13 protein-coding genes are annotated in these 18,745 nt (G+C 73.0%); 5 read left to right on the top strand and 8 right to left on the bottom strand.

From position 1 onward, the window contains the following. Positions 1-69: 69 nt before the first annotated feature. Complete coding sequence (locus ACFWPA_RS12385) at positions 70-1,137, bottom strand: potassium channel family protein (RefSeq protein ID WP_378506981.1); 1,068 nt, start codon at positions 1,135-1,137, stop codon at positions 70-72. Between the two features lie 160 nt (positions 1,138-1,297). Between ACFWPA_RS12385 and ACFWPA_RS12380 the strand changes: the two genes are divergently transcribed. Then, a complete protein-coding gene (locus tag ACFWPA_RS12380) occupies positions 1,298-1,684 on the top strand; it encodes a hypothetical protein (RefSeq protein WP_378570328.1) in 387 nt (128 codons plus the stop codon). Between the two features lie 50 nt (positions 1,685-1,734). On the opposite strand, the gene ACFWPA_RS12375 is transcribed toward ACFWPA_RS12380, so the two are convergent. Both ACFWPA_RS12375 and ACFWPA_RS12370 read right to left on the bottom strand, forming a co-directional pair. Further along, positions 1,735-5,118, bottom strand: a complete 3,384-nt coding sequence (locus ACFWPA_RS12375; protein ID WP_378570349.1) for an ATP-dependent helicase — start codon at positions 5,116-5,118, stop codon at positions 1,735-1,737. 23 nt (positions 5,119-5,141) lie between these two features. Then, a complete protein-coding gene (locus ACFWPA_RS12370; RefSeq protein ID WP_378570326.1) occupies positions 5,142-8,420 on the bottom strand; it encodes an ATP-dependent helicase in 3,279 nt (1,092 codons plus the stop codon). Positions 8,421-8,498: 78 nt separating this feature from the next. On the opposite strand from ACFWPA_RS12370, the gene ACFWPA_RS12365 reads away from it, so the two are divergent. The 4 genes from ACFWPA_RS12365 (at position 8,499) to ACFWPA_RS12350 (ending at position 12,284) form a co-directional block, all read left to right on the top strand. Next, on the top strand, positions 8,499-9,284 hold the full coding sequence (locus ACFWPA_RS12365; RefSeq protein WP_378506978.1) for an alpha/beta hydrolase: 786 nt from the start codon (positions 8,499-8,501) through the stop codon (positions 9,282-9,284). Positions 9,285-9,287: 3 nt separating this feature from the next. Continuing rightward, entirely contained in the window at positions 9,288-9,578 is a 291-nt protein-coding gene (locus ACFWPA_RS12360; protein ID WP_378506977.1) for an MGMT family protein, read from the top strand. 102 nt (positions 9,579-9,680) lie between these two features. Beyond that, positions 9,681-10,394: a hypothetical protein gene (locus tag ACFWPA_RS12355; RefSeq protein ID WP_378570324.1), complete on the top strand. Its 714-nt coding sequence runs from the start codon at positions 9,681-9,683 to the stop codon at positions 10,392-10,394. Positions 10,395-10,505: 111 nt separating this feature from the next. Beyond that, positions 10,506-12,284 (top strand): NTP transferase domain-containing protein, encoded by a 1,779-nt coding sequence (locus ACFWPA_RS12350; RefSeq protein WP_378570322.1) that lies wholly within the window; start codon positions 10,506-10,508, stop codon positions 12,282-12,284. Here the strand turns inward: ACFWPA_RS12350 and ACFWPA_RS12345 are convergent. The 5 genes from ACFWPA_RS12345 to ACFWPA_RS12325 all read right to left on the bottom strand — a co-directional run bounded on the left by ACFWPA_RS12345 (position 12,226) and on the right by ACFWPA_RS12325 (position 18,600). Then, positions 12,226-12,954: a sirohydrochlorin chelatase gene (locus ACFWPA_RS12345; protein WP_378506974.1), complete on the bottom strand. Its 729-nt coding sequence runs from the start codon at positions 12,952-12,954 to the stop codon at positions 12,226-12,228. The two genes, ACFWPA_RS12350 and ACFWPA_RS12345, sit on opposite strands and share 59 nt — an antisense overlap. Beyond that, positions 12,951-14,138, bottom strand: a complete 1,188-nt coding sequence (locus tag ACFWPA_RS12340; protein ID WP_378506973.1) for a uroporphyrinogen-III synthase — start codon at positions 14,136-14,138, stop codon at positions 12,951-12,953. The genes ACFWPA_RS12345 and ACFWPA_RS12340 overlap by 4 nt, the downstream gene beginning before the upstream one ends. Further along, the gene (nirD, locus tag ACFWPA_RS12335; protein WP_378506972.1) at positions 14,135-14,557 is read right to left on the bottom strand and encodes a nitrite reductase small subunit NirD; all 423 of its coding nucleotides are present in this window, start codon (positions 14,555-14,557) and stop codon (positions 14,135-14,137) included. The genes ACFWPA_RS12340 and nirD overlap by 4 nt, the downstream gene beginning before the upstream one ends. A gap of 88 nt (positions 14,558-14,645) precedes the next feature. Beyond that, positions 14,646-17,177: a nitrite reductase large subunit NirB gene (gene nirB / locus ACFWPA_RS12330; RefSeq protein WP_378570320.1), complete on the bottom strand. Its 2,532-nt coding sequence runs from the start codon at positions 17,175-17,177 to the stop codon at positions 14,646-14,648. A gap of 34 nt (positions 17,178-17,211) precedes the next feature. Continuing rightward, positions 17,212-18,600, bottom strand: coding sequence for an MFS transporter (locus tag ACFWPA_RS12325; RefSeq protein ID WP_378507049.1), 1,389 nt, complete (start codon positions 18,598-18,600; stop codon positions 17,212-17,214). Between the last annotated feature and the right edge of the window lie 145 nt (positions 18,601-18,745).

The following is an 18,745-nucleotide window of genomic DNA, read 5'->3' as shown; positions in this document are numbered from 1 at the left end:
CGAAATCAGCCACGTACTCACCCTAGGGCGCGGCCTCCGCGGCACCCCGCCCAGACCCGGGCCCGCCGGTCAGTTGCCGACGCGGCGAATGTAGAGCAGCCGGTCGTCCGCCTCGACGGCGTCGACCTCCGGCGCACCGACCCGGACCAGTCGCCCGTCGCGCACCACGGCAAGAACAATGTCGGACAGGTGCCGCGGCGAACCACCGACCTCGTCGTGCTCGACCTCGCGTTCGGCGATCGCGAAGCCGGCCTCCGGGGTGAGGAGGTCCTCGATCATCTCCACGACGGTCGGGGTGGTGCGCGCGATACCGAGCAGGCGTCCCGCCGTTTCCGACGACACCACCACCGAATCCGCACCCGACTGCCGCAGCAGGTGCGCGTTGTCGGTCTCCCGGATCGCGGCGACGATCTTCGCCTTCGGACCCACCTCGCGGGCCGTGAGCGTCACCAGCACCGCGGTATCGTCCCGGTTGGCCGCGACGATCACCGACGCGGCGTTCTGCACGCCCGCCAACCGCAGCACATCCGACTTGGTTGCCGATCCGAGCACCGTCACCAAACCGAGCCCGGCCGCCGAGTCCAGCACCGTCTGATCGGTGTCGACGACCACGATGTCGGACGGCTTGATCCCGTCACCGAGCATCGCGTCGACCGCGGTCCGCCCCTTGGTCCCGTAGCCGACGACGACGGTGTGATTGCGCATGGTGTTCCTCCAACGCTGAATCTTGTATGCCTGCCGGGACCGTTCGGTCAACGCCGCCAGGGTGGTGCTGATCAGGATGATCAGGAAGAGCACCCGCAGCGGGGTGATGACCAGCACGTTGATCAACCGTGCACTCGGGCTCAGCGGGGTGATGTCCCCGTACCCGGTTGTCGACAGGGACACCGTCGCGTAGTACAGGCAATCCAGGAACGACAGCTCGTTCTCCTGCGCGTCCCGATAGCCGTCCCGATCCAGATAGATGACGATCACCGCGAGAAACAGGACCGTGACCGCCATCATCACCCGGCGGAAGATCAGCCGGAACGGGCTGCGCACCGCCTCCGGGATCCGCAACACGCCAACGAGCGCGTAGTCCGGCTGCGCGATCAGGCTCTCCTGATCGCGTAACCGTTGGCGCAACTTACCGGCCATGTGCGGGACTCCAGTTCGCAGACATCGGCACGGAGCCTAGCCAACGACGCACCCGGCGCGCGCGGGACCACACGGCGCGCACCGAAGAACCGCGGCACACCTGGCGCGGCCCGCCGCGGCACACCTGGCGCGGCCCGCCGCGGTCGTGCACCCTGATGGCATGACCCCCTCCCCCGCCGCCACCCTCTCGGCGCTGCTGATCGGTTCGGGCACCCTGCACTTCGTGTCCCCGGCAGCGTTCGACTCGATCGTTCCGCGCGCGCTTCCCGGGCGGGCACGCACGTACACGCAGGTGTCGGGCGCGGCGGAACTCGCGATCGGTGCCGCACTCGCGGTCCCCCGCACCCGTCGCCTCGGCGGCACCCTCGCCGCCGCACTCTTCGTCGCGGTCTTCCCCGCCAACGTGAACATGGCGGTCGACTGGATGCGCCGCGACTCGGTGTCGGCGCCGCTGAAGGCGCTCGCCCTGGCGCGGCTTCCGCTGCAGGTCCCGCTCGTCGCCACGGCGTTGAAGGTTCGCCGACAGTCGGGTCGACCGGTCACGTAGCCCGACCCGCCCTGCCACCGTCGGCGCCGGTCCCCCAGCCGCCCGCTCGGTCACTCCGCGGCCCTCGTCGACTCGCCCGGTCCGTCCGCTCCTGCCGTCTCGATCAGGTGGGCCAACTCGCCTGCGTCGGGAAGGTCGTCAGGCGAGATTGTCCGGCCGGTCCGCACGTAGTGGAACGCGGCCCGCACCCGCGCCGGGTCGACGGGATCCCCGCCGTTGGCCCGTGCCCGCGCCGACATCAGCTCCGCCCAGGCGAGTCGGTACGCGGCCAACTGCATCGCGACGGCATGCTCGTTCGTGGCGCTCGGTTCGGCGCCGGTCTTCCAGTCGATCACGGTCCAGCCGCCGTCGGGATCGGCGAACACCGCGTCGATCCGGCCGCGCACCACGGTTCCCGCGATGGACGTCTCGAACGGCACCTCCACCTCGACCGGGCTGCGGTTCGCCCACGCCGACCGCAGGAACGCGTCCTGCAACGCCGCCAGCTCCCCGTCCGTTGCGCCGTCGGTGTCTGCCGACCCGGGCAACTCGTCCATATCCAGCAGGCGGGTTGCCCCGAATCGCCGCTCGATCCAGGCGTGGAAAGCGGTTCCCCTGCGCGCCAGTGGATTCGGCGGGAACGGCAGCGGGCGACGCAACCGCGCGGCCAGTGCGTCGGGCGCCGCCGCCAGGTCGACCAGCTGGCTCACCGACATCTGCGTTGGCAGCGACACCTGCGCGCGCGACGCGGCACGGGCGGCCCGCTCGGCGAGCAGGGCGTCCACATCCGCGGCCCACCCCTCGGGATCCGGATCGTCGCCCTCCCCTCCCGCCGCGGGTGACGGGTCCGGATCGGTCAACGCCGCCAGCACCAGAGCAGCTCCCCGCTCGACCGTGATCCTCCTGTCCCCCAACGGGTCCCGTGGCCACTCCGCGGTCACCGGATCCGCCGTCAGCGGGTTCTCGTCCTCCGGGCCGGGGTCCGGCGCCCACTGCTCGACGACCCCGATCGGGCGATCCTCCCCCGCCGCCGCGTCGACGACGGCGCGCATCTCGGTCAGGAAGTCCGACGGCCCCTTCGGGGTGCCGCCGGACTCGGCCCAGTGGTGCCCCGAGAGGTACAGCGCCCGCTCGGTGCGGGTCAACGCCACGTAGAAGAGCCTGCGATCCTCCTCCAGCTTGCGCCGCGCGAGGGCCTCCTTGTTGGCGAGCAGCACCTCCTCGAGGTCCCTGCGGTCGTGCACGTCCTCCAGGTCGGGGACCGGAACCCCGTCGGACCCGTCGCCGCCCTGTGCGCGGTCACCGCGCAACGTTGGCGGCAACTCCGCGACGGAGCCGAGCCACGTGCCGGTGCCGGTCCCGGACGGGAACACCCCAGCCACGATGTGCGGCACCGCGACGACCTGCCATTCGAGGCCCTTCGCGGAGTGCACGGTCAGCACCTGGACCCGGTCGGGCGCGACCTCCACCTCGCCGGGCGCCAGCCCGTTCTCGACGGTCTCGGCCGCGGTCAGGAACGCGAGCAGCCCGGTCAACGTCGCGGCCGGGTTGCGCGCGTACCCCGCGACGGCGTCGGCGAACGCGTCGAGGTGTTCGCGGCCCGCGCCGCCGGGCCGCACCCACGGCAGCCGGGCCTGTGCCTCGATCCCGATGCCGAGGACCCGCTCGACCTCGGCGACCAGTTCCGTGAGCGGCTGCCCGATCCGTTCCCGCAGGGACGTCAGCTCCGCGGCGAGCGCGTCGATGCGGGCGTACCCGAGCGCCGAATACCGGGACGGCGCACCCGGATCGGCGATCGCGTCGGCGAGACCGGCCTGCTCCGCGTACTCACCGGGCAGCGCCGCATCCAGGGCCAGGTCCAGACTGTCGGGGTCGGTGACGGCGCCGCCCGCGTTGCGGGCCGCCCCGACTGCGAGCTCGCGTGCCCGCCGCCACAGCGCGGCGAGGTCGGCGACCCCGAGGCGCCACCGGGCCCCGGTGAGCACCCGAACCGTGGCACTGCCCGCGAGCGGATCCGCGACCAGGCGCAGCATCGCGATCACGTCCGCGACCTCGGGCACGTGCAGCAGCCCGCCGAGCCCGACCACCTCGACCGGCAAACCCCGGCGGCGCAGTGCGGTGGCGATCGGCGCCGCGTCGGCGTTGCGGCGGATCAGGACCGCCGCCGTCGGTGGGGCCTCGTCACGCTCACGTGCGGACGCGTACTCCGCGGCGATCCGTTCCGCGATCCAGTCCCGCTCCCGCTCGACGTCGGCGAGCAGGGCGAGGCGGATGTCACCGGGCGCGACCTCCGGTTTCGGCCGCAGTTCGGGGACCGGTACGCCCCGTTCCCGGAGGCTTGCCGATGCGGCGTTCGCGAGTTCGAGCGCCTCCGCCGGGTTGCGCCAGCTGGTGAGCAGTTCGAGCCGCGGCGCGGGACGCCCGTCGGGCAGCGGAAAGTCGGTCGCGAAGCGGGGCAGGTTCGCCGCGGACGCGCCGCGCCACCCGTAGATCGATTGCATCGGATCCCCGACCGCGGTCAACGCGAGGGATCCGTCCTCGCCGCCACCGAACAGGGACGCCAACAGCACCCGCTGCGCGTGCCCGGTGTCCTGGTACTCGTCGAGCAGCACCACCCGGAAGCGTTCCCGCTCGGACCGCCCGACCTCGGGGTGTTCGGCGGCGACGCGGGCGGCGAGGGACATCTGGCTGCCGAAGTCGAGGGCTCCGTCGCGGCGCAGCGCCTCGGCGACCCGCTGGACGAGCGGCAGCAGCGCGACCCGTTCGTGCTGGGTGTCGAGCAGGTCGAGCAGCTCCTTCTTCGGCCCACCGCGCTGCCGCGGTCCGGCGGGCAGGGTGTGGATCAGCTTGTCGAGTTCGGTGTGCGCCTCGCGCAGGTCCTCGGGCTCGACAAGGTGCTCGGCGAGCTGCCCGGACAGCGCGAGCACCGCCTCGGTCAGCGAGGTCGGGCTGCGGTCGGTGTCGAGGTCGCCGTCGTATGCGCTGACGACCCGGTACGCGAGCTGCCACAGCGCGGTCTCCGACAGCAGTTCGGCGGACGGCTCCATCGGCAGCAGCAGCCCGTGCTCGGTGAGCAGTCTGCCCGCGTACGAGTGGTAGGTGCTGACCTCCGGTTCCCCGGTGAGGATCCGTCCCCGCAGGTCCTCGCCGAGCCCGAGCCTGCGGGTGACCCGCGGGTCCGCCAGCCGAGCGAGGCGCTGCCGGATCCGGGACGTCAACTGCTGCGCCGCTTTTCGGGTGAACGTCAGACCGAGCACCTGCTCGGGGTCGACCAGGCCGTTCGCAACCAGCCACACCACCCGCGCGGCCATCGTCTCGGTCTTGCCCGCGCCCGCGCCCGCGACGACGAGAGTGGGGCCGAGCGGCGCGGCGATCACCGCCGCCTGCTCGGGTGTCGGCGAGAACTGGCCAAGCGCCGCCGCCACCTCGGCCGGCGTGATCCGGGCTGTCGCCATCCCGCTGCTCCCGGCTGCGGCGTTCACGACTCGGTCACCTGGCGTCCCCGCTCCTGCGCCGGGCAACTCGACACCACCGGGCAGTGCCTGCAGCCGTCGTTCGGGTGCGCCAGGAACCGGGGCCCCTGGGTTGCCGCCGCGGCGGCATGCACCACGTCCAGCCACTGTTCCTCGGTCTCCTCGGTCAGCGGCTCCTGCAGCCGTTGGGTCGCGCCGTCCTTCCGGTTCGCCTTGGCCACGAAGACGAGTCGCGCGCCGCCGGGCCGCGCGTCGGGTTCGCCGTCGATGGCTCCCCGCGCCGCGGCGAGCTGGTAGGTGGCGAGCTGCGCGTGCTGCTGCGCGGCCTCCCGGCTGACCGGGGTGCGCGCGGTCTTGACGTCGACGACGACGAGTCGGCCGTCGGCGTCCCGCTCAAGACGGTCAATGCGACCCCGCAGCTGCACGGCCGACTCCCCGTCGACGCGGGCCTCGAGCACCCCGTCGACGGCGACCTCGACACCCACCTCGGTGAGCTCGCCGCGGGTGCGGTGCAGCCAGTCGTCGAAGGTGTCGATCATCTGCGCGGTTCGGTCCATCTCGCGCCGCGAATACCACTGCGACCCCAGATCGACGGCGTCCCACGCGACCGCCAGTGCCCGGCGCACCTGTTCGGGGGGCATCTTCCCGGCGACCGCCTGGACCAGGGTGTGCACCAGGGTGCCGGTGACCGCGTGCGTGTTCTCGCCGTCGCTGCCGCCGTGCCGTTCCAGCGCCCACCGCAGCGGGCACGCGTCGAGCTGCTCGATCATGGACGGCGACAGCGGGACCGGTCCATCCTCCGGCCGCCACAGCGGTTCGGTGGTGCTCGGGTCGCCGACGGCGTACCAGTGTTCGGGGTGCGCGCCGCGAACACCGGCGCGGGCCAGCCGCGCCAACTGCGCGGCGGCCCGCCGCTGCTTGTCGGGATCGGTGTCGGCAAGCTCCGGATCGCACACCACCCGGCGCAGTTCGGCGATCAGGGACGGCAACGCAAGGACCCGGCTCGGCAGCGCAGGAGCAAGGTCCGCGGCACCCTCGCCGAGTTCCGCGTCGGCACCGAGCAGCTCGTCGACGAACCGGGACGGCTCCAGGTCCGCGTCGCCGGTGGTCGACCGGACGGCCGTCACCAGCAGGCTCCGCCGGGCGCGGCTGCACGCCAGCAGGAACAGCCGGCGTTCCTCGGCGAGCAGCGGCGCCGTCCGCGACAGGGTTGCCTCGCCGGGCTCGGCGACACCGGCGGTCAGATCGACGAGGTCCTCGGTGCCGAGGAGGGTGCCGCGGGCCCGCAGCCCGGGCCACAGGCCCTCCTGGACAGCGGCGACCACGACCACGTCCCATTCCCGGCCAGCGGCGGCGTGCGCGCTGAGCACCGACACGGCCTCCGCTCCGGCCGCCGCCGTCCTCGGATCGGTCGGGATCTCCTGGTCGGTGAGGTAGTCCACGAATCCGGCGAGGCTGGCACGGGGCAGCCGGTCGACGTAGTTGGCCGCCGCGTCGAACAACGCGACGACGGCGTCCAGATCACGGTCGGCCTGCGACCCGATCGGGCCGCCGCGCACCGACGCCGCCGACCACCGCTTCTCCAGGCCGGTCGCCTGCCAGGCAGCCCACAGCACGTTCTCGACGCCGCGGCCCTCCCGCTGCGCCTTCCCCGCGCGGGCGAGCACCGACAGCGTGCGGCGCAGGGCACCGAACTCGCCCTCGGTGAGCCCGTCGACAAGCGATCGGTGGGGCTGCTCCCCGTCCACGATCAGCGTCCGCAGCAGCTCCGCCGAGTCCCGTTCGCCGCCCGCGGCGAGCTCGACGCGCCGCAGGCCGCGGCGCAGCCTGCGCAGCGTCACCGGGTCGGTGCCGCCGACCGGGCCCGATACCAGGGCGAGCGCGTCCTCACCGGTGAACGGTCCGCCCGCCACCGCCCGCAGCGCCAGCAGCAGACCCCCGACCGCGTGCTGTCGGGCCAGCGGCAGTTCGGACGCCGCGGTCGTGACCGGCACGCCCGCCGCGAGCAGCGCGCGGCGCAGCGGGGGCAGCACCCGGGGAACGGACCGGACGATCACCGCCATCCGCGACCACGGCACCCCGTCGTGCAGGTGAGCGCGGCGCAGGGTGTCCGCGATCAGCGCCGCTTCCTTCCCTGCCGTGGCGAGCACCGCGACCGCGGCCGTGCCCTCGGCATCGGCGGCAGGCCGGGCACCGCGGTGCGGGGGCAGGCCGGGCAGCCGGCCGGCGATCCGCGCCGACACCGCCGCGATCCGGGGGGCGCCCCGGTGATTCGTGCGGAGCACCACCTGCCGGTCGCCGCCGGTGTCCGCGAGACCGGTGAGGTACCGGGCGTCCGCTCCGCGGAACCCGAACACCGCCTGGTCCGGGTCGCCGGCGACGACCGCGAGATCGGCGCCGCCACCGAGCAGCCGCACCAACTCGGCCGCCTGCGGATCCAGGTGCTGCGCGTCGTCGACGAGCAGGCACCGGATGCGGGCGCGTTCCCGGTCCAGCAGGTCCGGGTCGGTCGCGAACGCGGACAGGGCCGCGCCGACCAGTTCCGCGGCGTCGAGCGCGGGGGCGGTTGCCTCCGGGGCGTCCATCCCGACCGAGCCGCGCAGCAGCATCACCTGCTCGTACCGTTCGACGAAGGTGCCGGCGGCGACCCATTCCGGCCGGTCGTGCCGGTGGCCGAGACGGATCAGGTCCTCGGGGCCGAGGCCGCGTTCGCCGGCCCGCAGCATCAGGTCACGTAGTTGCGCGGCGAACCCGACCATCGGCAGCGCGGGGCGCAACCGTTCCGGCCAGTCCGGTGCGCCGTCCTCGATGTCGCCGCGCAGCAGTTCCCGCAGCACCGCGTCCTGTTCGGCACCGGTGATCAGCCGCGGCGGCGGGTTCGAATGCGCTGCCGCCTGCAGCCGCAGCACCGCGAACGCATACGAGTGCACGGTCCGCACCAGCGGCTCGCGGGTGGCGCGCGACCCGCCCGCCCCCAGCAGTGCGGTGCTGATCTCCTCCCGCACCGACATCGCCGATTTTCGTGAATGCGTCAGCACAAGAACGGATTCCGGGTCTCCGCCCGGTCCGCTGATGCGGGAGGCCGCGAGGTCGACGATCAGGGAGGTCTTCCCGGTCCCTGGACCGCCGAGGATCTGCCACGGGCGGCGATCCGGTGCGCCGGGGCCGGTGGTCGCGGCGGCGAGCAGCGGCGCCGCCTCCGGCCCCCACCGCCGGGTCGGCACGGCGCGGGGGGCACGACGCACCAGGGTGGTGGTCGGCCTGCTCGCCCGCTGCGTACTCATGACCGGCATTCCATCACGGGCCCCCGACAGGTTCGGCGTGGTGCCGGGCACCGACCGGCACACCACCCGTCGGGCACAATGGCGGCCGTGCCCGACCTGAACGTTCACCGCTTCGGCCCCGTCGACGGGCCGCCTGTTCTCGCGCTGCACGGACTGACCGGTCACGGGAAGCGGTGGCGGCACCTCGCCGACGATCACCTGCCCGGCGCCAGGGTGATCGCCCCCGACCTGCGCGGCCACGGGCACTCGACGTGGAACCCGCCGTGGGGTGTCGCCGACCAGGTCGACTCCCTCGTCGAGGTGGTGGACGCCGAGGCAACGGAGCCGGTCGTCCTCGTCGGGCACTCGTACGGCGGGCTGATCGCCGTGCACCTGGCCGCCCGCGTCCCGGAGCGGGTCCGGGGCCTGCTGCTGCTCGACCCGGCGTTGGGCCTCGATCCGGCGCGGATGTTGGAGGTCGCCGACCTGACCATCCGGTACCCGGACTACACCGACGCCGCCGAGGCCCGGTCGGAGAAGGTGCACGGGGCGTGGGCCGGTGTCGCGGCGGACGTGCTCGACGAGGAGATGGCCACGCACCTGATCGACCTGACCGGCGGGCGGGTCGGCTGGCGGTACGCCGTCCCCGCGGTCGTCGCGGCCTGGGGAGAGCTGGCCCGACCGGTGGTGCTGCCGCCCGCCGAGCTGCCGACGATCCTGGTGCAGGCGATGCGGGTGCAGCCGCCGTACGTCACCCCCGCGCTGCGGACCGCCCTGGCCGCACATCTCGGTGACCGGCTGACGGTGGTGGAGATGGACGTCGACCACATGGTCGCAGGCGCGCGTCCCGCGGAGGTCGCGGCGCTGATCGAGACGCTGCTGTAGGCGATGACGACCGAGGAGCAGGTGGAGCGGGTCCGCGACCTCGTCTCCTCGATCCCGCCGGGCCGAGTGAGCACCTACGGCGACATCGCGGCGGCCGCCGGCCTGTCCACCCCGCGGACGGTGGGGTGGATCATGCGCACCGACTCCGCCGACCTGCCGTGGCATCGGGTGGTGCCCGCGTCCGGCAGGCCCGCCCCGCACCTCGCCGCGCGGCAGCTGGAGCGCCTTGCCGCCGAGAACGTCCCGATCCACGGCGGCCGCATCGACCTGGCGGTCGCCCGGCACCGGTTCTAGGGCACCGCGAGTTGGGCGTTTTCCTGCACTCCGAGCCCGGTCGAGCACCACAACAACCAACTCGCGGCGAGGTGCACGTCCGGTCGGTCTAGCGTCGACGGTATGACGTGCACCCTGGTCACCCCCTGGCTCGGCCGTCCGCTCAGCCCCCGGTCCGAGCCCGCCCGCGGTGGGGTCGACGCGACCGCCATCCTCGACTGGGGTGCTCCCGTGTTCGAGCTGCTGCCGACGCGCGCCGCTGGCGAGGCCTCGTCCGATCACCTGCGCGCGACGCACCGGACGGTCGGCGCCCGGATTGGTGCGGTCTACGGGCTCGACGACACCCAGCCCGCGTCGAGCACGCTCCGGCGCGGGCTCGGCTCGTGCAGCCAGCGTCTGGCGGTGATCGAGGCGTGCGCGCGGCGCGCCGGGATCGCCACCCGCGTCGAGGGCCTCGTGCTGCGCGGCGAGTTCTGGTACCCGAGGTTCCGGTACCTGCGCCCGTTTGTCCCGGACCGGGTGCTGCTCGCCTGGCCGAGCTTCCTGATCGACGACGCGTGGCTCGACGCATCGGTGGTGTTCTCCGGCACCGGTTGCGCTGCCCCGCAACCGTTCACGAACAGCGGCGAGGAGACCCTGTTCGACGCGGCGGCGCGGGCACCGATCAGTTGGGCGCCGTCCGGTGACCCCGGCTGCCTGGATCTGTCGGGCGCGGTCGTGCACTCGGTCGGAATGTTCGACTCCCGGGACGAGTTGTTCGCCGCCTACGGGCAGACGCTGCGGCGGCCGGTCCGCGTGGCACTGGACCCGCTGCTGCGGCGCAGGCGCGCAAGCTGATCGCGCGCCACCCACGGAGGCGCGGCAGGTCGTAGCGTCGACCGCAGGCGGGATCGCCGGTGCGCGGGAAGCGAAACGGGCGGCGCCGCCGGGCCGTGCGACCATGGACGCATGACCGCCGAACCGTTTGACGCCATCGTCCTCGCTGGCGGGTCCGGGTCGCGGATGGGCGGGGTGGACAAGCCTGCCCTCGGGGTCGGGGGACGGAGCATGCTCGGCACCGCGCTGGCGGCGGTCGCCGGAGCGTCGACCACCGTGGTCGTCGGCCCACCGCGCGCGGACCTGGATCCGGCGATCCGGCAGGTCCAGGAGTCCCCGCGCGGCGCGGGCCCGGTCGCGGCGCTGGCGGCGGGGCTGCGCGCGGTCGGCGGCAGCGCGGTGGTCGCGGTGCTGGCCGCGGACCTGCCGGAGCTGACGCCGGGTGCGATCGATCTGCTGCGCAGCGCACTCGACGTGGCCCCCGACCGCGGCGCCGCGCTGGCCGTCGACGAATCCGGCCGCGTCCAGTTCCTGCTCGGGGTGTGGCGCGCCGACGTGCTGTCCGCGCGGCTCGGGGAGCTCGACGGCGTCACCAATCAGCCGATGAAAACTCTTGTCCCCGACACGTTCACCCGGGTCGAGATGGCGGGCATCTCGGACTGCGACACGCCCGCCGACGTTGCGGCGGCCCGCGCCAGGGCGACACCGAGCGCGTCGGCCGACGCAACCCCGCTGAGCATCGGCGCCGCCCGCACCGCCGTGCACGCGGCGCTTGAGACGCTACCCGCCTTCCCGCAGTCCCCGCTCGACGCGATCGGCAGCGCGCTCGCCCAGTCGCTGCGGGCCGAGGAGGCGCTCCCCCGGGTGCCGGTGTCCGCGATGGACGGGTATGCGGTCGCCGGGGACGGGCCGTGGCTGCTCGACACCGCCGTCCGGTACGCGGGGTCGACCGACACCGTGGTCCTCGATCCGGGACACGCCGTCCGGATCGCCACCGGCGCGCACCTGCCGACCGGCGCCGACACCGTGATTCGTGACGAGCACGTCGACGTCGCCGACTCCGCGACCGGCGGCCGGGTCGTCGCCCGCGCGCCGGGGGCACCGATCCGGGACGACGTGCGCCGCCCCGGCGAGGACTGGCTGCCCGGATCCCTGCTGGCGACACCGGGCACCGCAGTGACGCCCGCGTTGGCGTCGGTCGCGCTCAGCGCGGAGGTGTCGGAGCTACTGGTCCGCGGGCCGGTGCGCGGGCATGTGGTGGTCACCGGCGACGAGATCCGCAGGGACGGGCCGTTGCGGGACGGGCAGACCAGGGACTCGCTCGGCCCGGTGCTGCCCCGGTTCCTCGCCTGGTGTGGGGTGCCGACGCTCGGGGACACGCACCTGCGGGACACCGCTGGCGGATTCGACGAACTGCTCGGCGGCGATCGGTCCGCCGTGGACGCGGACCTGCTGGTGATGGTCGGCGCGACCGGGGGCGGCGCGGCCGACCACCTGCGCGCCGCGTTGGAGCGGGCAGGCGCCCGCATCGTCGTCGGCCGGGTGCGGTGCAGGCCCGGCGGGTCGCAGATCGCCGCGACCCTGCCGGACGGCCGGATCGTGCTCGGCCTGCCGGGCAATCCGTACGCGGCGGTCGCGACGTTGCTGCTGATGGTTCCGACCGTGGTCGCGGCGCTGACCGGTGCGCCGCAACCCGATCCGGTCGTCGGATTGATCGCGAACGCCGCCGAGATCGACTCGGACGTCACGCGACTCGTGCCCGCGACCCTCGGCCCGGACGGCAGGTGGCGGGTCGAGGCGCAGGTGCGGACCGCGCATCTCGGCGCGTTGGTGAGGGCGCAGGCCCTCGCCGTCATCGAACCGGGGACACCGGACGGCGGCTCGGCCGAACTGCTGCTGCTGCCGCACTGACGCCCTGCCGGAACCGGCGGGCGAGCAGGCGCACCAGCGCCGGATGCACGCCGAGCGGCTCCGCGACACCGTCCGCCCCGCACGCACCGAGCCGGCTGTGAAAGAGGCCGTGCGCCAACAGGTACGACGCGACGAACACCGGGCGCCCGGTCTCGGCCCGCACCCGAGCGACCACATCCGCCACCCTCGGCTGCGCGGTCGCGACGTAGCCGATGTCGACCCGGTCACCGGTCAGGTCGGCCAGCATCCCCGCAGCACGCTGCACGTCCGCCAGTGCCCGCGGGTCGGACGAGCCCGCGGCAGCGAGCACCACCGCGTCCCCGGCGCGCCATCCGGCAGCGCGGAGTCGTTCGAGGAGCACCAGCGCCAGCACCGGATCGGGCCCGAGCGCGGCGGTGACCTGCACCGCGGGGTGCCCGGACTCCGCCACCTCGCGGGGCACGTCGGTGTGCACGTGGTAGCCGGATGCCAGGAAGGCGGGCACCACGACGGCGGGCCCGTCGAGGTCGCGCAGCACCTCCGCCGGTGACGGTCCGAGCACGTCCACGAACGCGACGCGGGTGGTGCCGACGATCGCGGCCACCTCCTCCGCGAGCGCGGCGACCAGGTCAACTCCCCGGGTGGACCGGGTGCCGTGCGCGACGAGCACCAGCGCGGGCGCGGCCGTCACGACCTGCTCCCGTCACCGCACTCGACGGGGTCGATCGCCAGCCGGTAGCCGCGCTTGACGACGGTCTGCACGATCTTCGGCGCGCCGAGGCAGGACCGCAGCCGCGCGATCGCCGTTTCCACCGCGTGCGTGTCGCCGCCGCCGCCGGGGAGCACCGCGAGCAGATCCTCGCGGGAGACGACCCGGCCCGGCCGATGCGCGAGGGTCCGCATCAGGGCCATCGCGGCGGGCGCCAGCTGCCGGACCTCGCCGTCGACGACGACGCAGCCGCCCCGCACGCTCAGTTCGTGCCCGGCCGCGTTCAGCCGCATCGCGCGGCGCGGCAGTTCCTCGGCGATGTGCCGGGCGAGGGACCCGAGACGGGCCCGCCCCGGCATGGTGGTGTGCACGCCGAGCGCCTCCAGCGGCGCCGCCGTCACCGGCCCGACGCACACCGCGAGGACTCGGCCGTCGAACGCCTTCAGCAGCGGGTCGACGAGCCCGATCTCCTTGGCGCGCATCAGCATCGCGGCAACCGCTGGCGCGCTGGTGAAGCTGACCGCGTCCAGGCCGCCGCCGACGGTCAGTTCGATCAGCCGGTCCATCGCGGTCTGGTCGTCCGGTGGTGTCCACCGGTAGACGGGGACCGGGACCACGTCCGCCCCGGCAATCCGGAGGACCTCGCAGAAGTCCGGCAGCGGCTCCCACTCGGTGGTGGCGCCGTGCAGCTGCACGGCGATCCGCTTGCCCTCGACACCCTCGGCGAGCAGGTGGTCGAGCACCTCGGCCGAGGACTCCGACGGCGGCGACCATTCCTCCCGCAGGTCGGCGGCCCGGATGGCACCCTTCGCCTTCGGGCCGCGGGCGAGGATCCGGGACCGGCCCAGCGACCGTCCCAGGTCCTCGGCCAGCCCCCAGCCGTCGGCGGCCTCCATCCAGCCGCGGAACCCGATCCCGGTGGTCGCGACCGTGATCTCCGCGGGCCGTTCGATCAGCTCGCGGCTCACCCGTTCCAGCTCGGCGTCGTCGACGAGCGGGATGATGCGGATCGCGGCGGCCTGCACCAGTGTCGCGCCGCGCCGGGTGAGCAGCGTGCCGAACTCCTCCGAGCGGCGGGCGGCGGTCATCCCGACGGTGAATCCCTTGAGGGGCTCGCCGCCCGCGCGTACCTGGCTCATCGTCTCCGCCCGTTCCAGCACCGTCATGCGCTTCCCCGCAGCGGACTGTGCACCTGCACGACCCCGCCCCACACCCGAACGTCGTAGACCGGTAGTCGCACCGACTCGTCGTCGAGGCAGCGGCCATCGACGAGCGAGAACACCTGCTTGAGCAGCGGCGACGCGACGGTCGGCTCGCCTGCCCGGTCCCCGACCAGGCCGCGCGACATCACCGCGGCGCGGCCGAAGGGGTCGATGTTGCCGACCGCGCGCAGGGTGCCGTCGTCGAGCAGGAACAGCGCCACCTGCTCGCCGCCCCGCAGCAGCACCGCAACCCCCAGTCCGGGGATCAGGCGGCTCAGCGGGCAGGCCGACGTCCATTCGAGCTTGCCGTCGGTCACGCTCGCGCGTCCCGCCGCCCCGAGCTCACCCGCGCCCGCGTGCGGTGGTGATTCGATGATTGTCATCGCGGTCCTCCCTGTAACTGCAGGCCTCATTTCTACGGACCGGGTGTTACCCCGGCGTTAAGGCCCGATTCCCTGGCGGTAAGGAGCGTTACCCGGCGGGCATCGCGGGCAGGCCCATCAGCACCGGCACCTTGCGCGTTCCGGTCTCGTCGAAAGCGACGGTCGGGTCGGCCTCCTCCGGGGCGTTGACGAAGGTGACGAACCGGGACAGCTTCTCCGGGTCGTCGAGCACCCCGGCCCACTCGTCCCGGTAGCCGTCGACGTGCCTGGCCATCGCCGACTCCAGGTCGGCGGCGATGCCGAGGCTGTCGTCGCAGACCACGGCCCTGAGGTGGTCGAGCCCGCCGTCCATCGCCTCCAGCCAGGGCGCGGTGCGCTGCAGCCGGTCGGCGGTGCGGATGTAGAACATCAGGAACCGGTCGATGTACCGGGTCAAGGTGGCGTCGTCGAGGCCGCCCGCGAGCAGTTGCGCATGCTTGGGTGACTGACCGCCGTTGCCGCAGACGTAGAGGTTCCAGCCGTTCTCGGTGGCGATGACGCCGACGTCCTTGCCGCGGGCCTCCGCGCATTCGCGGGCGCACCCGGAGACGCCGAACTTCAGCTTGTGCGGTGAGCGAAGGCCGCGGTACCGCATCTCCAGGTCCACCGCCATGCCGACCGAGTCCTGCACCCCGTACCGGCACCAGGTGGAGCCGACGCAGCTCTTCACGGTGCGCAGCGACTTGCCGTACGCCTGACCGGATTCCATGCCCGCGTCGACGAGCCTGCGCCAGATCGCGGGCAGCTGGTCGACCCGAGCACCGAACAGGTCGATCCGTTGGCCGCCGGTCATCTTCACGTACAGGCCGAAGTCGCGGGCGACCTCGCCGATCACGATCAGCTGCTCCGGGGTGCACTCGCCGCCGGGCATCCGCGGCACCACCGAGTAGGTGCCGTTCTTCTGGATGTTCGCTAGGAAGTGGTCGTTGGTGTCCTGCAGGCCCGCCTGCTGCCGGTGCAGGATGTGGTCGGAGTCGGTGGACGCGAGGATCGAGGCGACGACGGGCTTGCAGATGTCGCAGCCGGAGCCGGTGCCGAACTTGCCGATCAGCGCCGAGAAGGTGCGGATGCCGGTGGCCCGGACGATCTCGAACAGCTCGGCGCGGGACTGGTCGAAGTGCTCGCACAGCGCCTTCGAGAGCACCACCCCGGAGGACGCGAGCAGCTGCTTGATCGTCGGGAGGCAGCCACCGCACGTGGTGCCCGCGTTCGTGCAGGCCTTGACCTGCGCGATGTCGCAGGCACCGTCGGCGATGGCCCCACAGATCGTGCCCTTGGTGACCGCGTTGCAGGAGCACACCTCGGCGTCGTCGGGCAGCGACCCGGCACCGGGCTTCTCCCCTGCAGGCGAGATCAGGGATGCCGGATCACCGGGCAGGTCCCGGCCGACCAGCGGCCGCAGCGAGGCGTACGCGGACGCGTCGCCTACCAGGATGCCGCCGAGCAGGGTCTTCGCGTCGTCGGAGACCACCAGCTTGGCGTAGGTGCCCTTCGCGGCGTCGCTGAGCACCACCTCGAGTGCGCCGGGTTCCTGCGCGTGGGCATCGCCGAAGCTGGCGACGTCGACCCCCATCAGCTTGAGCTTCGTCGACAGGTCCGCGCCGGGGAATTCCGCTGCGCCACCGAGGATCCGGTCCGCGACGACCTCGGCGGTGGAGTAGCCGGGGGCGACCAGGCCGTAGCAGACGCCCTCGATGGCAGCGCATTCGCCGACCGCGTAGATCGCCTCGTCGGCGGTGCGGCAGCCGATGTCGGTGATGATGCCGCCGCGGGGTCCGACCTCGAGGCCCGCGTCGCGGGCGAGTTGGTCCTGCGGGCGGATGCCCGCGGAGAACACGAGCAGCGCCGCGTCGATCGCCGAGCCGTCGGACAGTTCGACGCGGATCCCGTCGGGGCCGTCGGTGATCGCCGCGGTCCCAACCCCGGTATGTACGCGGACGCCGAGGCTCTCGACGAGTCGGGCGAGCAGCGCGCCGCCGCCCTCGTCGACCTGCAGCGGCATCAGCCGCGGCGCGAACTCCACCACGTGCGGGGTCATGCCCATCAGCCGCAACGCATTCGCCGCCTCCAGCCCGAGCAGCCCGCCGCCGACGACGACACCGACGGGGCGGTCCCCCGTCGCGTCGCTCGCCCCGCGGCCCGCTCCTGCGGCCTCGGCCCGCGCCCGGATCCCATCGAGGTCGTCGACGGTGCGGTAGACGTGGCACTCGTCGCGGTCGTGGCCGGGCACCGGCGGCACGAACGCGTAGGAGCCGGTGGCCATGACCAGCGCGTCGTAGCCGACGGTGTCGCCCGCCGAGGTGGTGACGGTCCGCGCGTCCCTGTCGATCGCGGTGGCCCGCACCCCGGTCCGCAGGTCGACCAGGTCGTCACCGGTGTAGTCGTTCCCGGCGAGCGCGAGTTCCTTTGCGTCCCAGGATCCGACGTACGACGACAGGCCGACGCGGTCGTACGCGGGCAGGGCCTCTTCGCAGAGCACCGTCACCCTCCATCCGCCCGACTCGTCCCGCGCCCGCAACGCCTCCACGAACCGGTGCCCGACCATTCCGTGGCCAACGACCACTACTGACTTGTGGCTCATGCCGCCCCTCTTCTTCGTTGGTTCGTGAACTGCATCAGTCGGTGACGAGAACCGGTGACCGGTGGCCGTCGGCGTTCCGTCGCTCGGTGGGGCGGCGCAGGAACACCGCCCAGGTGACGACCAGGCAGGCGACGTAGAAGCCGAGGAACACCCAGAACGCCATCGTGGCCGACTTCGCATCGCTGCTGTAGGAGGCGCGGAGCACCAGGTTGATCCCGACACCGCCGAGGCCGCCGATCGCGCCAGCGAAGCCGATCAGCGCGCCGGACATGTTCCGGGACCAGGTGGCCTTCTGCTCCGCGTCGAGGTGGTCGAGGCCCTGCGCCTTCGCCTCGAAGATCGACGGGATGATCTTGTAGACGGACCCGTTGCCGAGGCCAGACAGCAGGAACAGGGCGATGAAGCCGAGGACCAGTGTCACCAGGATGCCGGTGCTCGCGGCGCCGGGGGTGCGGTCGTCGAGGGTGCTCGCGGTGACCAGGACACCGGACGCCAGGATCATCGCGGCGAAGGTGTAGAGGGTGATCTTGCCGCCGCCGATCCGGTCGGCGAGTTTGCCGCCGTATGGGCGGGCGATCGACCCGAGCAGCGGGCCGATGAACGCGATCTGCGCGGTGTGCAATGCGGCCTGCGCCGGGGTGTCGCCGCCCGCGAGGAAGTTGATCTGCATGACCTGGCCGAACGCGAAGCTGTAGCCGATGAAGGAGCCGAAGGTACCGATGTAGAGGAAGGCGATGACCCACGAGTGGCCGTACCGGAGCGTCTTCCCCATCGCCCGCAGGTCGGCCTTCTGGTTGCCGAGGTTGTCCATGAACAGCGCCGCGCCGACCGCGGCGACACCGCACAGGACCAGGTAGATCGCGCAGACGATCCAGGCCTCGGTGTTGCCGACGGTCGCGATCACCAGCAGGCCGAGCAGCTGGATCACCGGGACCCCGATGTTGCCGCCGCCCGCGTTCAGCCCGAGCGCCCAGCCCTTGAGCCGCTGCGGGTAGAAGGCGTTGATGTTGGTCATCGAGGAGGCGAAGTTGCCGCCACCGACGCCGGCGAGCGCGGCGACCAGCAGGAAGGTGGTGTAGCTGAAGCCGGGGTTGAGCATCAGGTACAGGGTCGCGACCAGCGGAATCATCAGCACCAGCGCGCTGAAGACCGTCCAGTTCCGGCCGCCGAACCGGGCCGTCGCGACGGTGTAGGGGATCCGCAGGATCGCGCCGACCAGCGTCGGGACCGCGACGAGGAAGAACTTGCCGCCCGCGTCGATGCCGTAGATCTCGGTCGGCATGAACAGCACCATCACCGACCAGACGGACCAGACGGAGAAGCCGACGTGCTCGGCGATCACGGACCAGATCAGGTTGCGCCTGGCGATGTCCTTGCCGCCCGCCTCCCAGGCCTCGACGTCCTCCGCGTCCCAGTGCGCGATGTGGTGCCGTTGCGCCGCCGTGGTGGGGGTGTCGAGGCCGTCGGCGGCTGCCGTTGCGTCGTCCGAGCGTGTGGTCACCAGGCCTCCTCGTTGGGTGTGGTGACCCGAAACTACGAGGGCGATGTTGCCTCGGTGCTGCCGTCAA

This window comes from Rhodococcus sp. NPDC058505, from assembly GCF_042720095.1.
Lineage (GTDB): Bacteria > Actinomycetota > Actinomycetes > Mycobacteriales > Mycobacteriaceae > Rhodococcus_G.
This window is presented reverse-complemented; position numbering and strand designations above follow the sequence as displayed.

Excerpts from the sequence above, each read along its gene's own strand:
- ACFWPA_RS12365 (WP_378506978.1), top strand. The coding sequence starts at position 8,499 with ATGGCGGCCGTGCCCGACCTGAACGTTCACCGCTTCGGCCCCGTCGAC.
- nirD (WP_378506972.1), bottom strand. The coding sequence starts at position 14,557 with ATGACAATCATCGAATCACCACCGCACGCGGGCGCGGGTGAGCTCGGG.
- ACFWPA_RS12375 (WP_378570349.1), bottom strand. The coding sequence starts at position 5,118 with ATGGCGACAGCCCGGATCACGCCGGCCGAGGTGGCGGCGGCGCTTGGC.
- ACFWPA_RS12340 (WP_378506973.1), bottom strand. The coding sequence starts at position 14,138 with ATGACGGTGCTGGAACGGGCGGAGACGATGAGCCAGGTACGCGCGGGC.
- ACFWPA_RS12360 (WP_378506977.1), top strand. The coding sequence starts at position 9,288 with ATGACGACCGAGGAGCAGGTGGAGCGGGTCCGCGACCTCGTCTCCTCG.
- nirB (WP_378570320.1), bottom strand. The coding sequence starts at position 17,177 with ATGAGCCACAAGTCAGTAGTGGTCGTTGGCCACGGAATGGTCGGGCAC.
- ACFWPA_RS12385 (WP_378506981.1), bottom strand. The coding sequence starts at position 1,137 with ATGGCCGGTAAGTTGCGCCAACGGTTACGCGATCAGGAGAGCCTGATC.
- ACFWPA_RS12380 (WP_378570328.1), top strand. The coding sequence starts at position 1,298 with ATGACCCCCTCCCCCGCCGCCACCCTCTCGGCGCTGCTGATCGGTTCG.
- ACFWPA_RS12355 (WP_378570324.1), top strand. The coding sequence starts at position 9,681 with ATGACGTGCACCCTGGTCACCCCCTGGCTCGGCCGTCCGCTCAGCCCC.
- ACFWPA_RS12350 (WP_378570322.1), top strand. The coding sequence starts at position 10,506 with ATGACCGCCGAACCGTTTGACGCCATCGTCCTCGCTGGCGGGTCCGGG.
- ACFWPA_RS12370 (WP_378570326.1), bottom strand. The coding sequence starts at position 8,420 with ATGAGTACGCAGCGGGCGAGCAGGCCGACCACCACCCTGGTGCGTCGT.